A 14,122-nucleotide genomic window follows, 5' to 3' on the forward strand; every position below is an offset into this window, starting at 1 on the left:
GCGTACCGTGGACTGTGTGGACTGGGCTGCCTGGTTCGACGCGCCGGAGTATGAGTTTGCCCGGCAGGTGCTGCAGCGTGGCGTCGCCGCGCTCTACTTCATTGCGTTCCTCTCCAGCCTGAACCAGTTTCCCGCGCTCCTCGGCGAGCGCGGACTGCTCCCTGTCCCGGCCTATGTGGAGGGGTTCAGCAGGCTGCGCCGGCCCAGCCTGTTCCGCTGGCGCTACTCGGATCGCCTGCTGCGGGCCGTGTGCTGGACCAGTCTGGCCATTGCGGCCACACTCGTTGCGGGACTGCCCCAGCTGGGGCCGCCCTGGCTTCCGCTCATCGCCTTCCTGGCACTCTGGCTGCTGTACATGTCCATCGTCAACGTGGGACAAACCTTCTACGGCTTCGGCTGGGAGATGCTGCTGCTCGAGGCTGGTTTCACGGTGGCCTTCCTGGGTTCGGACCAGACTCCCCCGCCCCGGACCGTCCTGATTCTGCTGGCCTGGCTGCTCTTCCGCCTGGAGTTCGGCGCCGGGATGATCAAGATCCGCGGCGGCAGCGAATGGCGGGACCTGACGGCTCTGTACTACCACCACGAGACCCAGCCGATGCCCGGCCCGCTCAGCCGCCAGGCTCATCTGCTCCCGAAGCCCCTACATCGGATGGAGGTCCTCGGCAACCATTTCGCCCAGCTGGTGGTGCCGTTCGCCCTGTTTGCCCCGCAGCCAGTGGCGAGCGCGGCGGCCGGCATCATCATCTTCACCCAGCTGTGGCTGGTGGCGAGCGGCAACTTCGCCTGGCTTAACTGGATGGCGATCGTCCTGGCCTTCTCGGCGGTCAGTGATCCCGTGGCGCAAGCCGTGCTGCCGGTAATCCCGCCGGACTGGCCCTCACCGGCGACGTCCGGGGCCGGACCAAGCCCGGTGTGGTGGCTCGCCGTCGTCCTGGCCGTGACACTACTGCTCCTGGTGCTCAGCTACCGGCCGGTCCGCAACCTGTTTTCCTCCCGGCAGCTCATGAACGCCAGTTTCAACCGCTGGCAGCTGGTCAACACCTACGGGGCCTTCGGCACCGTTACGAGGCTGCGGATCGAGATCGTGGTGGAAGGGACCCTGGACGAAGAGCCCGACGACGACGCGGACTGGCGCGAGTACGGCTTCAAGGGAAAGCCCGGCGAGGTGCACCGGCTACCGGACCAGTGGGCCCCCTACCACCTGCGGCTGGACTGGCTCATGTGGTTCCTGCCGCTGCGCACCGTGCACGAGGAGTGGTTCTACGCGTTCCTGGGCCGGCTGCTGGAGGCGGACCGGCCCACGCTGCGCCTGTTGCGCCATGACCCGTTCGACGGCGGGCGCCCGCACTGGGTGCGCGCCCGCAGTTACCTGTACCGCTTCGCCACCCGCGCCGAGTACCGGGAATCCCGGCAGCGCTGGATCCGGACTCCGCTTTACGAGGCCATCCCCGCGCTGTCTCTCCCGCCGGAGGACTGAGCAGAATCCTCAGGCGGTGAGGGCGGCTCTCCGCAGCGTCGCTTCGGCGTGCTTGAGGATGGGCCCATCAATCATTCTTCCGTTGAACTGGAACACGCCGGTGCCGGCTGCAGCTGCGGCATCCAGCAGTTCAGTGGCGGCAGCGACATCGGCTTCGGACGGCGCGTATGCGTCCCGCACCACGGCCACCTGGTTGGGGTGGATGCACGCCTTGGAGCCAAAGCCCGAGGCCACGGCGTCCCGGCATTCAACGGCCAGCCCTTCGAGATCCGGAATGCTCACGTAGACGGAATCGATGGCCTCTTTGCCGAAGGCTCCGGCCGCCAGCAGCACGGACGAGCGTGCGTGCAGCGCCACCGCGCGGTAACCGCCGTCGTCCTTCCTGCTGGAAGTACCGCCCAGCGAGGCCAGCAGATCCTCGGCTCCCCACATCAGCGCCACGACGTTCGGTTCCGCGGCAATGGCGGGTGCGTTGAGAATGCCGGCAGCTGTTTCGCAGAGAGCCACCACTTTGAAGCCTTCCAGCGCACTCAGCTGCGCGGCGTTCTCCGCTTTGGCCAGCATCACGGTGCGGTACGGCGTGTGCGCCAGGCAATGCAGGTCCTTCTCGAACTCCTCGGTACCCGCCGGATTGACACGAACGATGGTCCGGCTGGGATCCAGCTCGGGGACCTCACCCATGGCTCCCAGCTGCGCCAGAATGGCACCGCGGGCGCGCTGTTTGTCCGCCGGCGCCACGGCGTCCTCCAAGTCAAGGATGACGGCATCGGCCCTTTCAGCCGCTTTCTGGAAGCGTTCGGGGCGGTCGGCCGGGCAGAAGAGCAGGGCGGGACCCATCACAAAAGTCATGCTTCGATTGTCCCCCTTTGAGCGTCGATATGCGCCTCGCGTGTCCACATCAGGCAGGTCCTGGTGGCCAGTGCCACCACCTTGCCGTCCTGGTTCCTGCCGGTGTGACTCATGGTGACGACCCCCTGGCCGGGACGCGACGCGGAGAGCCGCTTTTCGGTGATGACAGTCTCCGTGTAGAGGGTATCGCCGTGATACAGCGGGCTGGGGAAGGAAACATCCGTCAGGCCCAGCTGCGCGATGATGGTGCCCTGGGTAAGCTGCGGAACGGACTGCCCGACGACGGTGGCGAGGGTAAACATCGAGTTCATCAGCCGCTGTCCGAACGGCTGCCCTGCGCTCCAGGCAGCGTCCAGGTGCAGCGCCTGCGTGTTCATGGTCATGGTGGTGAAGAGGACGTTGTCCGTCTCCGTGACCGTCCGGCCCGGGCGGTGCGCGTAGACCACGCCTTCTTCGAGTTCCTCGAAGTAGAGCCCTCGCTGTTCGATGACCCGGTGCTGCGGAGGGTTCGCCGTCATACGGTCAATTCCTGGTCTTCCTCGAAGAGCTCGGCGCCGGTGGCCGCGGCGACGTCCTCAACGGACACGTTGGGTGCCAGCTCACGCAGCACCAGCCTGGTCTGTCCGCTTCCGGCGACCACGTCAATCACGGCGAGGTCGGTGATGATGCGGTCCACGCACGCCTTTCCCGTCAGCGGCAGTGTGCACTGTTCCACGATCTTCGGTTTGCCGTTCCGGTCCACGTGCTCCATCATCACAATAACTTTCTTGGCTCCGAAGACCAGGTCCATGGCACCGCCCATTCCCTTGACCATCTTGCCCGGAATCATCCAGTTGGCCAGGTCCCCGTTGGCGGCGACCTCCATGGCGCCGAGCACGGCCACGTCCACATGCCCGCCGCGGATCATGCCGAAGGAGGCGGCGGAATCGAAGAACGCGGCGCCCGGGTTGGCGGTGACCGTTTCCTTGCCCGCGTTGATCAGATCTGCATCGACCTCATCCTCGCCCGGGTAGGGGCCGACGCCCAGGATGCCGTTTTCTGAATGCAGGACCACTTCCACACCGGCGGGGATGTAATTGGGGATCAGCGTGGGCATCCCGATGCCGAGGTTGACGTACTGCCCGTTGCTGAGTTCCTGTGCCACGCGGGCGGCCAGTTCATTGCGCGTCCAGCCCTTGCTGTCCGGGTGCGCGACGGCGGCACGCCGGTATTCTGGACGGACGGCTTCAGGACGGGGAGGTGCCCCCTGCGAGCTGTTCGGATCCATGGCTATGCTCCTGCCTTGTCGGTGCTGCCGGATGCGGACGCTGCAGAGAGCGCGACCGTCCTCTTTTCGATGCGCTTCTCAATCCGGGGCGCGACGACAACCCGCTGGACGAAGATGCCGGGTGTGTGGATGTGTTCCGGGTCCATCTCGCCGGGCTGTACCAGCTCTTCCACCTCGGCGATGGTGACCTTCCCGGCCATGGCGCACAAAGGGTTGAAGTTCATGGCTGTGGCGTGGAAGACAAGGTTTCCGTGACGGTCGCCCTTCCACGCATGCACCAGGCCGAAGTCCGGCGTCAGTGATTCTTCCAGGACGTAGTCGGCGCCCCCGAAGTTGCGCACTTCTTTCGGCTCCGAGGCAATCGCGATGTTTCCGTCGGCGTCGTACTTCTGCGGCAGGCCGCCGTCGGACACCTGGGTACCCACACCGGCAGGCGTAAAAAACGCGGGGATGCCGGCACCGCCGGCGCGGAGTTTCTCCGCCAGCGTGCCCTGCGGCGTGAGCACCACCTCGAGTTCGCCGGACAGGTACTGCCGGGCGAACTCCTTGTTTTCACCGACGTAGGAACTGATGGTGCGCCGGATCCGGCCGTCCTTGAGCAGGATGCCCAGGCCCCAGTCGTCCACGCCGCAGTTGTTGCTGACGGTTTCCAGTTCCTTGGTGCCGAGCCGGTGAAGGGCCTCGATGAGAGCCACGGGGATTCCGCAGAGCCCGAAGCCTCCGACGGCAATTGACGCGCCGTCGTGGATGTCCGCAACCGCCTCCGCCGCGGTGGCAACAACCTTGTCAATCATCGTTGATCCTTTCAGGGGTCTCGACAAGCTCGACCACCGGGTCCGGCTACAGTCCGAGTTCGCGGGCGATCAGCATCAGCTGGACCTCCGTGGTGCCCTCACCGACTTCAAGGATCTTGGAGTCGCGGTAGTGGCGCGCCACGGTGAATTCGTTGATGAAGCCATAGCCGCCGAACACCTGGGTGGCGTCCCGCGCGTTGTCCATGGCTGCCTCGCCTGCGACCATCTTAGCCATGGCCGCCTGGGTCTTGAACGGCTTTCCGGCCAGCATCCGGGCGGCGGCGTCGTAGTAGGCCAGCCGGGCGGTGTGCGCCCGGGTCTGCATGCGCGCGATCTTGAAGGAGATGGCCTGGTACTTGCCGATGTGGTGGCCGAACGCGCTGCGCTCTTTGGCATACTTCACGGACAGATCAACGCACCCCTGGGCTGCGCCGGTGGCGAGGGCCGCGATGGCGATGCGGCCTTCGTCCAGGATGGACAGGAAGTTGGCGTAGCCGCGTCCCTCTTTGCCGAGCAGGTTGGCCTCCGGCACGTGCACGTCCTTGAGCGTCAGCGGGTGCGTGTCCGAAGCATTCCAGCCCACCTTGTTGTACGGCTTCTCAGCCTTGAAGCCGGGCGTGTCGGTGGGTACCAGGATGGTGGAGATTTCCTTCTTGATGCTGCCGTCTTTGCGCTCGTGCAGACCGGTTACCGCGGTGACCGTCACGAGGCGCGTGATGTCCGTGCCGGAGTTGGTGATGAACTCCTTGTTGCCGTTGATGATCCACTCACCACCCACACGTTTGCCGGTGGTTTTGGTGCCGCCGGCATCGGAACCGGCCTCCGGCTCCGTCAGGCCGAAGCCTGCGAGCGCCTTTCCTGATGCCAGCAGCGGCAGCCACTCCTGCTTCTGCTCCTCAGTGCCGAACCGGTGGACGGGCATGGCACCGAGCGAAACGCCGGCTTCCAAGGTAATGGCCACGGACTGGTCCACGCGGCCCAGCTGCTCCAGGGCAAGTGCCAGGGCGAAATAGTCGCCGCCCATTCCGCCGAATTCCTCCGGGAACGGCAATCCGAAGAGGCCCATGTCCGCCATCTGGGACACCACCTCATACGGGAAGCTGTGCTCCTCATCGTGCTTTGCAGAGACCGGGGCCACTACTTCATCTGCAAATGCGCGGACGGTGTCGCTGAGGTCCTGGTATTCCTCACTGAGCTCAAAATCAGCCATGCCTAGGCTCCCTTTTCTTGATTGCTGGAGACTCCAATAGTCGAGTCTTCAATTCTTGTTTCGTCGGAATGAGTGTCGTCGGAGTGGTCCGAGTGAATGGTGGCGAGCACCTGATCTGCCTTGACCAGGTCGCCGGTCTTGACGGTAATGTGCACGGTGCCCGCAACCTCGGCCACCAGCTGATGTTCCATCTTCATGGCTTCCACGGCGAGGAGTACCTGGCCCGCTCCCACGGTGTCGCCATTGTGGACCGACACGGAAACCACGGTTCCGGGCATGGGTGAGCGGACTTCCGGATCGGCTGCGCCGTCCTCGCGCTGGATGGCGGACAACACCCGGGTAAGCCGGGATTCCCGGGTGAGGACTTCCAGCCGGCAGGACCAGCCATCGTTGCCGAGGAACAGTTCCGTCGGCCGCTCCCCCGAAGCCCCGGAGCACGTGGACATGCCTGCTGCTCCTGCAGTCCAGTCTGCGGCGATCGAGTAACCGAGCGCCCCGCCGTCGAGCGTCAACACCGCATAGTCCTCGCTGAGGATCTCCAGTGACGCTTTCCGCTCGGGACCCGCACCCACCCGCGCCGTCGCGTGACCGGCCGGACCGGCCGTGAGGGACACGGTGGCGAACTCCCCGGCGGAGGTGCCCAGGCTGATGCGCCACGGTGCACGCAGTCCAAGCCGCCAACCGTCAGTCCGGTGCCAGGGACCTGCAACGGCCGGACCGGCAACCGCCGCGCCGCCACCCGGACCGGCAACCGCCGCGCCGCCACCCGGACCGGCAACCGCCGCGCCGCCACCCGGACCGGCAACCGCCGCGCCGCCACCCGGACCGCCACCTGGCCCGCCACCGGAAGTCCGGGAGCCGCCGTCGGCCTCCAGCTCCCGCACGAACATGGCCGCAGCGATCAGCTCGGCGTCGCCGATGTGCCGGAACGTGAAGTCCGGCATTTTGCGCTCGATCATGGTGGTATCCAGGCGTCCGGCCCGGACGTCGGAGTCGTTGATCAGGAGCCGCAGATACTCAACGTTGGTGTCCACGCCCAGCACGGTGTACCCGGCGAGCGCCTCATCAAGTGTGTCCAGGGCGGCCTTGCGGTCCTCCCCCCACGCAATGACCTTGGAAATCATGGGATCGTAGCTGGACGAAATCTCCAATCCCTCCATGAGCGACGAATCCACCCGCACGCTGCCGTGCGTGTCACCGGCAGGCAGCTCGTCCAGCAGCAGCACGGTTCCGGTGGACGGCATGAAGTTCCGTTCCGGGATCTCCGCGTAGACGCGCGCCTCCACCGAGTGTCCGTTAAGCACGACGTCAGCCTGCGTCAGGGTGAGCGGCTCACCTGCCGCAATGCGCACCTGCCATTCAACGAGGTCCACCCCGGTGACCATTTCGGTGACGGGGTGCTCCACCTGCAGGCGGGTGTTCATTTCCATAAAGAAGAACTCATCCGGTGCGTTGTCCGAAACCAGGAATTCCACGGTTCCGGCACCGCTGTAGTTGACGCTGCGCGCGGCGTTGCAGGCGGCCTCGCCGATGCGTGCCCGTGTGGCCCCGCCGTCGTTGAGTGCGTCCAGGAGCGAGGACGGCGCCTCCTCGATGACCTTCTGGTGGCGGCGCTGCAGAGAGCACTCGCGCTCGCCCAGGTGGATGACGTTGCCGTAGTTGTCGGCAAGCACCTGAACCTCGATGTGGCGGGGCGTGGGCACCAGGCGTTCCAGGAACAGGGTGTCGTCCCCAAATGCACTCTCGGCAACCCGTCTGGCGGTGGCCAGGGTGGCCTCCAGCTCGTCCGGCTGTTCCACCACGTGCATGCCCTTGCCTCCGCCGCCCGCGGACGGCTTGATCAGCAGCGGAAACCCAACTCCTGCCGCGGCGTCGATCAGCTGCCGGTCCGTGAGACCGGGCTCGGCCATGCCCGGGACCACGGGGACGCCGTAGCCCATCACGTGGTTCTTCGAACGGATTTTGTCGCCCATGACGTTCAGGGATTCGACGCCGGGGCCGATGAAGGTGATGCCGGCCTCGTCCAGGGCGCGGGCGAAGTCGACGTTCTCGCTCAGGAAGCCGTAGCCAGGGTGCACGGCCTCGGCGCCGGTGTCGCGGCAGGCCTGGATGATCGCCTCGATCTTCAGATAGCTTTCGGCGGCGGCCGCCGGGCCGATCCGGACCGCGAGGTCGGCCTCCCGCACATGCCGGGCTCCGGCGTCGGCGTCGCTGAAGACAGCGACGGAACGGACACCCATGGCACGCAGGGTGCGGATGACGCGGCAGGCAATCTCGCCGCGGTTGGCGACCAGCACGGTGTGGAACATCGTGGGTCCGTCGTGAATCTCATGAGTGGTCATAGCTGGCTCACATCCGGAAGAGGCCGAAGGAGGTCTCCGGCATGGGGGCGCGGGAGACGACGTCGAGTGCAAGCCCCAGCACAGTGCGGGTGTCCGCGGGGTCAATCACGCCGTCGTCCCAGAGCCGGGCGGTGGAATAGTAGGGGCTTCCCTGGTCCTCGTACTGCTGTTTGATGGGCGCCTTGAATGCTTCTTCATCCTCGAGCGACCATTCCTCGCCGCGCGCCTCATACTGGTCCCGTTTGACGGTTGCGAGCACGCTTGAGGCCTGGTTGCCGCCCATGACCGAGATCCGGCTCGCGGGCCACATCCACAGGAAGCGGGGCGAGTAGGCGCGGCCGCACATGGAGTAGTTTCCGGCACCGAACGAGCCGCCGATCACCACGGTCAACTTGGGAACACGGGCCGTGGCCACTGCGGTGACCATCTTGGCGCCATTCTTGGCGATGCCGCCCTGCTCATAGTCCTTGCCGACCATGAAACCCGACAGGTTCTGCAGGAAGACCAACGGAATTCCGCGCTGGTCGCACAGTTCGATGAAGTGGGCCCCCTTAAGCGAGGACTCGCTGAAAAGTACGCCGTTGTTTGCCACGATGCCCACAGGATGGCCGTGCAGCCTGGCGAAACCGGTCACCAGGGTGGTGCCGTAGTACTTCTTGAATTCGTGGAACCGGCTGCCGTCCACCAGACGTGCGATGACCTCACGGACGTCGTACTGCGCGTTAACGTCCGTGGGCACCGCGCCGTAGAGCTCACTTACGTCAGCAACAGGTTCGACGGTTGTGTCCACGTCCCAGGCGGGGCCGGCCGGCCGGGGCAGGGTGGAGAAGATGTCACGGACAATCTGGAGGGCGTGTTCGTCGTTCTCGGCCAGGTGGTCGGTAACACCGGAGATCTTCGAGTGGACGTCGCCGCCGCCGAGCTCCTCCGCGGTGACAATCTCGCCGATGGCAGCCTTCACCAGGGGCGGGCCACCGAGGAAAATGGTGCCCTGGTTCCGGACGATCACGGTTTCATCGCTCATTGCGGGAACGTAGGCGCCGCCGGCGGTGCACGAACCCATCACCGAGGCGATCTGCGGAATCCTGGCTGCGGACATCTTTGCCTGGTTAAAGAAGATCCGGCCGAAGTGCTCCTTGTCCGGAAAGACCTCGTCCTGCCTGGGCAGGAAGGCTCCGCCGGAATCCACCAGATAGATACACGGAAGCTTGTTTTCCAAGGCGATTTCCTGGGCGCGCAGGTGCTTCTTCACCGTCATGGGATAGTATGTGCCGCCCTTGACCGTGGCATCGTTGGAGATCACCAGCACATGACGTCCGTGGACCAGCCCGATGCCCGCAATCACACCGGCGCCCGGCGAATCACCGTTGTACATGCCGTTGGCTGCTAGTGGCGCGATCTCGAGGAACGGGCTGCCGTCATCCAACAGCTGGTCGATGCGCTCGCGCGGGAGGAGCTTCCCCCGGGCCACGTGGCGTTCTCGCGATTTCTCCGGCCCGCCGAGGGCAGCCGCCGCAAGCCTTTCGCGAAGTTCGCCGGCAAGCGCGAGCTGCGCCTGGCTGTTCGCGGAAAAGGCGGCACCTGTGGTGTCCACCTGGCTGGCTAGTGTCTCCATTGACTGCTTCCGTTCCTGGCCGTCCGGGCCGCTTCGGTTAGTAACGTGTAACTGAGATTTAGGTTAGTCTCTATTAACTGTGATGTCCAACACAGGCGCGCATAGTCAGACTTTGCTGTGCCAAGGAGGAAATGTGCCGACCACCCAGCGCGGCGAGGAAACGCGGCAGGCCCAAGCCAAGCAACGCGGCCATTCGACGCAGCGCAGCCAGGCCAAGGAGAACCGCCGCCAGGCCCTGCTGTCAGCCGCCGCCGCGCTTTTTGCCGCCAACGGTTTCAACCGTGTGTCGCTCGAGGATCTGGGAGCTGCCGCCGGCGTCAGCGGACCGGCTGTGTACCGGCACTTCCCCGGCAAGCAGGCAGTTCTGGGGGCGCTGCTTCTGACTGTAAGCCAGGATCTGCTCGACGGCGGAAGCCGGGTTGTGGCGGATGCGCAGGACCCTGCCGCTGCCCTGGCCCTGCTGGTGCAGTTCCATGTGGACTTCGCCCTGAGCAATCCGGACGTGATCCGCGTCCAGGACCGGGATTTCAGCAATCTGACCGACGACGACCAGGCTGAAGTCCGCACCCTCCAGCGCAATTACGTGGAGCTCTGGGTGGATGTCCTCGCCAGGCTGCATACGGAGACGGATCCTGCCGAGCTCCGGATGAGGGCACACGCGAGCTTCGGACTCATCAACTCCACGCCGCACTCGGTCAGGAGCCATGGGCGGAGAATGGGCGTCAAGTCCGCCCGGCCGCTGCTGGAGCAGATGGCGCTGGCCGCATTGACTGTTCCCTACGGCCCCGCCTCCGGGTAGCTGAGTCGCAGCCAAACGCGCCCGGAACACAAGAGCTGCCCTCGCCCGCATGAGCGTTGCTGGCTGGCAACGGTTATGCGGGCGGGGGCCGTTCGTGCGGAGCCTAGATCATTGCCAGCACCATGCCGGGCTCAGCCAGGATGGCGCCGAGATCCGCCAGGAACCGGGAGCCCTGCTCGCCGTCCACCAGCCGGTGGTCGAAGGACAGGCTGAGCGTCATGACCTGGCGCAGTGCTACCTCGTCCTGGTACTCCCACGGAGTCTTCCGCACAGCGCCCATGGCCAGAATCGAGGCCTCACCCGGATTAAGGATGGGAGTTCCCGCGTCGATTCCGAACACGCCGATGTTTGTGATGGAGATGGTGCCGCCGGAGAGGTCCTCCGGCGTTGTCTTCCCGGCCCTCGCCGTTTCGGTGAGTGCGGTCAGGGCGGTGGACAGCTGCATCAGCGACAGCTGTTCGGCGTCCTTGATGTTCGGGACCGTCAGGCCGCGGGGCGTGGCCGCGGCTATGCCGAGGTTTACATAGTTGAACTGCACAATCTCCTGACGGGCTTCGTCCCACTTGGAGTTCAGGGACGGATTGCGGCGCAGCGCAATGAGCGCCGCCTTGGCAACCAGGGTCAGCGGCGTCAGCCTGTAGCCGGCGAAGGCACGGCTGGTTTTGAGCCTGGCCAGCAGCTCCATGGTGGGTGTGACGTCGATCGTCAGGAACTCCGTGACGTGGGGGGCCGTGAACGCGCTGGAAACCATGGCCGCAGCGGTGAACTTGCGTACGCCCTTGATGGGGGTACGCACCTCACGTTCAGCCTGACTTCCGGATCCGGCAGCGCCGTGTGCGTCGGCGGCCGTAGTTGGTGCCAGGTTATGGGCTGCGGCCGGCAGGTCACCCCCGCCCACAAAATTCCGCACGTCCTCGCGGGTAATCAGTCCAGCGGCTCCGCTTCCGGAGATGGCCACCAGATCCACGCCGAGGTCCTTGGCCAGTTTGCGCACCGGAGGAGTGGACCGAGGGCGTTCCGCCGATGGCTTTTGGACGGGCGTGGCTTCGGGCGGCCTGGTTTCGACAGCCTCAGCCACCGGGGTTCCGGCGGGCTCTATCACCGGGGTTTCGGCCGGGGCCGCAACGTTGCGGGTCCGACGGGCGGGGCGTCCGGAACCTTCGACGACGGCGCCGTACCCCACGAGGTTGGGCTCGCGCTTGGCGGTAGCTTCCTCAGCCGGGCCTCCAGCACCGGGTGACGCACCGTCGTCGCCCTCTACTTCAAACGAAACGATAGGTTTGCCGACCTCGACAACTGTGCCGGGCTGCTCGTGGAGTGCGGTGATCACGCCGGCGAACGGCGACGGCAGCTCCACCACCGCTTTGGCGGTCTCCACCTCGGCGATGATCTGGTTCAGCGTGACGGTGTCCCCCACTCCCACTTTCCAGCTGAGAATTTCGGATTCGGTGAGGCCTTCGCCGAGGTCCGGAAGTCTGAATTCCTTGATCATGGTGGCGGTCATCCTTCCAGCCCGCTGAGTGAGTTCGGCCGGCCAAGGGCGCGGTCCACACCGTCCAGGATCCTGTCCAGGCCCGGCAGATGGTGCATTTCGAGCTTGGAATACGGGTACGGGATGTCAAAGCCGGTCACCCGGACCGGGGCGGTTTCGAGGTGGTAGAAGCAGCGCTCCGTGATGCTGGCCGCAACTTCTGCACCAAGGCCGCCGGACTGCCCGGCTTCATGGGTGATCACCAGCCGCCCGGTCTTCCGTACGGAAGCCTCCACCGTCGTGAAGTCCACCGGCGCCAGCGAGCGCAGGTCGATGACTTCCACGGAAATACCCTCATCAGCTGCGGCCATCGCGGCGTCCCGGGCGGTCTTGACCAGGGGTCCGTACGCCACGAGCGTGACATCGGTTCCCTCGGTGACTACGCGGGCCTTTTCCATCGACAGCGCGGTGCTGAGGTCCAGAGACTCGTCCACCTCGCCTTTGTCGTGATAGCGGCGCTTGGGTTCGAAGTAGAGCACGGGATCATCGGAGGCGATGGCCTGCTGGATCATGGTGTGCGCGTCCTGCGGGTTGGAAACGCTGATCACCCGCAGGCCCGAGGTGTGCGTGAAGTAGGCCTCCGGGGATTCGGAGTGGTGTTCCGGGGAACCGATGCCGCCGCCAAAGGGGACTCTGATGGTGATGGGCATCTTCACGGCACCCTGCGTGCGGTAGTGGAGCTTGGCCACCTGGCACACAATCTGGTCAAAAGCAGGGTAGATGAAGCCGTCGAACTGGATCTCCACCACCGGACGGTACCCGCGGTAGGCAAGGCCCACGGCGGTGCCCATGATGGCGGCCTCCGCGAGGGGCGTGTCCACCACGCGGTGCTCTCCGAAATCCTTCTGTAAGCCGTCAGTGACCCGGAAGACACCGCCCAGGGCGCCGATGTCCTCGCCCATCAGAATCACCTTGGGGTCGTTTTCGAGGGACTTGCGCAGACCGGAATTGATGGCACGGGCAAAGGTCATCTGCGTCATCAGCGTGCACCTTCTTCTGAAGTGGCTTCCGCGGGATCGCCGAAGGAAGCCAGGTAACGGGAGTAATGGTCCTGCTGGCGGTCCAGCCAGGAGTTCGGTGTGCTGTAGACGTGCTTGAAGATGTCCAGCGGCTCCGGCTCGGGCATGTTGATGCAGCCTGCGCGCATTTCGCGGGCAACGGCGTCGGCCTTTGCCTGCACGTGCGCCTCGAAGTCTTCGCTCAGCAGGCCCTTCCGGTCCAGCAGGGCCTTGACCCGGGCAATGGGGTCCTTGGCAGCCCAGTCTTCGAGCTCGTTGGCGTCCCGGTAGCGCGTGGGGTCATCAGCGGTGGTATGGGGGCCCATGCGGTAAGTAACGGCCTCGATAAAGGTGGGGCCGCCGCCGTGGCGCGCCCTGTCCAATGCCACACGGGTGGCTGCCAGCACGGCCAGGACGTCGTTGCCATCCACCCGCATGCTGGGGATGCCGAAGCCCATTGCCCTGTCGGCAATCTGGATGTGTGACTGCAGCCGCACCGGCTCGGAGATGGCCCACTGGTTGTTCTGGCAGAAAAAGACAACGGGCGCCTGGAAACTGGCGGCGAAAACCATGGCCTCGTTGACGTCTCCCTCGCTGGTTGCCCCGTCACCGAAATAGGTCACGGCCACGGAATCGGCTCCGTCATTCTGGATCCCCATGGCGTAACCGGTGGCATGCAGCGTCTGGGCGCCGATGATGATCTGCGGCGTTGCCATATTTATGGTGTACGGATCCCAGCCTGAGGAGGCGTTCCCGCGCCAGACCCGGACGATGTCCGTCAGGTCCACGCCGCGGCAGTACGCCACACCGTTTTCACGGTAGCTGGAAAAGACGAAGTCATCCTCACGCAGTGCCCGGCCGGAGCCGATCTGGGATGCTTCCTGGCCCAGCAGCGGCGGCCAGAGTGCAAGCTCGCCCTGCCGCTGCAGTGCGGTGGCCTCCGTATCGATCCGCCGGATGGCCACCATGTCCTCGTAGAGGGAGCACAGCTGCTCATCAGTAACGTCCTGGACCCAGATGTCATATTCCGGATGGCTGATCCGTTCCCCCTCGGGGGTGATCAGCTGGACCAGGTTCTGGGCCGCCCCGCCATGTGGTCCTGCGCTGTTGCCCGGGCCTCCGGCGTTTGTTCCGCCCTTACCCAACTCGTCTGTAAACACGATTGCCCGCAACCTTCTTACGTCGTTTGACCTGCCCGGGAAGGACTCGTGATCCCGCCTCGTTCAGGCCTCCCGGGCGC

The 14,122-nt window shown here is 65.3% G+C and carries 12 protein-coding genes; 2 read left to right on the forward strand and 10 right to left on the reverse strand.

Annotated features, from left to right (window positions below; all coding sequences use genetic code 11):
- Nucleotides 1-16 precede the first annotated feature (16 nt).
- Nucleotides 17-1,477, forward strand: coding sequence for a lipase maturation factor family protein (locus V3C33_00180; protein ID XAS67806.1), 1,461 nt, complete (start codon nucleotides 17-19; stop codon nucleotides 1,475-1,477).
- Between the two features lie 9 nt (nucleotides 1,478-1,486).
- Here V3C33_00180 and V3C33_00185 read toward each other — a convergent pair whose 3' ends face one another.
- Genes V3C33_00185 through V3C33_00215 form a run of 7 tightly spaced genes read right to left on the reverse strand, consistent with a single transcriptional unit; the run spans nucleotide 1,487 to nucleotide 9,554 of the window.
- Nucleotides 1,487-2,326, reverse strand: coding sequence for a CoA ester lyase (locus V3C33_00185; GenBank protein ID XAS67807.1), 840 nt, complete (start codon nucleotides 2,324-2,326; stop codon nucleotides 1,487-1,489).
- On the reverse strand, nucleotides 2,323-2,844 hold the full coding sequence (locus V3C33_00190; protein ID XAS67808.1) for a MaoC family dehydratase: 522 nt from the start codon (nucleotides 2,842-2,844) through the stop codon (nucleotides 2,323-2,325). The genes V3C33_00185 and V3C33_00190 overlap by 4 nt, the downstream gene beginning before the upstream one ends.
- On the reverse strand, nucleotides 2,841-3,593 hold the full coding sequence (locus V3C33_00195; protein ID XAS67809.1) for a CoA transferase subunit B: 753 nt from the start codon (nucleotides 3,591-3,593) through the stop codon (nucleotides 2,841-2,843). Before V3C33_00195 ends, V3C33_00190 begins: the two co-directional genes overlap by 4 nt.
- A gap of 2 nt (nucleotides 3,594-3,595) precedes the next feature.
- Entirely contained in the window at nucleotides 3,596-4,387 is a 792-nt protein-coding gene (locus V3C33_00200; protein ID XAS67810.1) for a CoA transferase subunit A, read from the reverse strand.
- 46 nt (nucleotides 4,388-4,433) lie between these two features.
- Entirely contained in the window at nucleotides 4,434-5,597 is a 1,164-nt protein-coding gene (locus V3C33_00205) for an acyl-CoA dehydrogenase family protein (GenBank protein ID XAS67811.1), read from the reverse strand.
- A gap of 2 nt (nucleotides 5,598-5,599) precedes the next feature.
- A complete protein-coding gene (locus V3C33_00210) occupies nucleotides 5,600-7,939 on the reverse strand; it encodes a biotin carboxylase N-terminal domain-containing protein (GenBank protein ID XAS67812.1) in 2,340 nt (779 codons plus the stop codon).
- Between the two features lie 7 nt (nucleotides 7,940-7,946).
- Nucleotides 7,947-9,554: a carboxyl transferase domain-containing protein gene (locus tag V3C33_00215; GenBank protein ID XAS67813.1), complete on the reverse strand. Its 1,608-nt coding sequence runs from the start codon at nucleotides 9,552-9,554 to the stop codon at nucleotides 7,947-7,949.
- 133 nt (nucleotides 9,555-9,687) lie between these two features.
- On the opposite strand from V3C33_00215, the gene V3C33_00220 reads away from it, so the two are divergent.
- On the forward strand, nucleotides 9,688-10,353 hold the full coding sequence (locus tag V3C33_00220; protein ID XAS67814.1) for a TetR family transcriptional regulator: 666 nt from the start codon (nucleotides 9,688-9,690) through the stop codon (nucleotides 10,351-10,353).
- 103 nt (nucleotides 10,354-10,456) lie between these two features.
- Here V3C33_00220 and V3C33_00225 read toward each other — a convergent pair whose 3' ends face one another.
- The 3 genes from V3C33_00225 to pdhA are packed head-to-tail and all read right to left on the reverse strand — an operon-like array spanning nucleotide 10,457 to nucleotide 14,042.
- Entirely contained in the window at nucleotides 10,457-11,857 is a 1,401-nt protein-coding gene (locus V3C33_00225) for a dihydrolipoamide acetyltransferase family protein (GenBank protein XAS67815.1), read from the reverse strand.
- On the reverse strand, nucleotides 11,854-12,864 hold the full coding sequence (locus V3C33_00230) for an alpha-ketoacid dehydrogenase subunit beta (protein XAS67816.1): 1,011 nt from the start codon (nucleotides 12,862-12,864) through the stop codon (nucleotides 11,854-11,856). Before V3C33_00230 ends, V3C33_00225 begins: the two co-directional genes overlap by 4 nt.
- The gene (pdhA, locus tag V3C33_00235; protein ID XAS67817.1) at nucleotides 12,864-14,042 is read right to left on the reverse strand and encodes a pyruvate dehydrogenase (acetyl-transferring) E1 component subunit alpha; all 1,179 of its coding nucleotides are present in this window, start codon (nucleotides 14,040-14,042) and stop codon (nucleotides 12,864-12,866) included. Before pdhA ends, V3C33_00230 begins: the two co-directional genes overlap by 1 nt.
- Between the last annotated feature and the right edge of the window lie 80 nt (nucleotides 14,043-14,122).

It is taken from the genome of Micrococcaceae bacterium Sec5.7, from assembly GCA_039636785.1.
GTDB lineage: Bacteria > Actinomycetota > Actinomycetes > Actinomycetales > Micrococcaceae > Arthrobacter.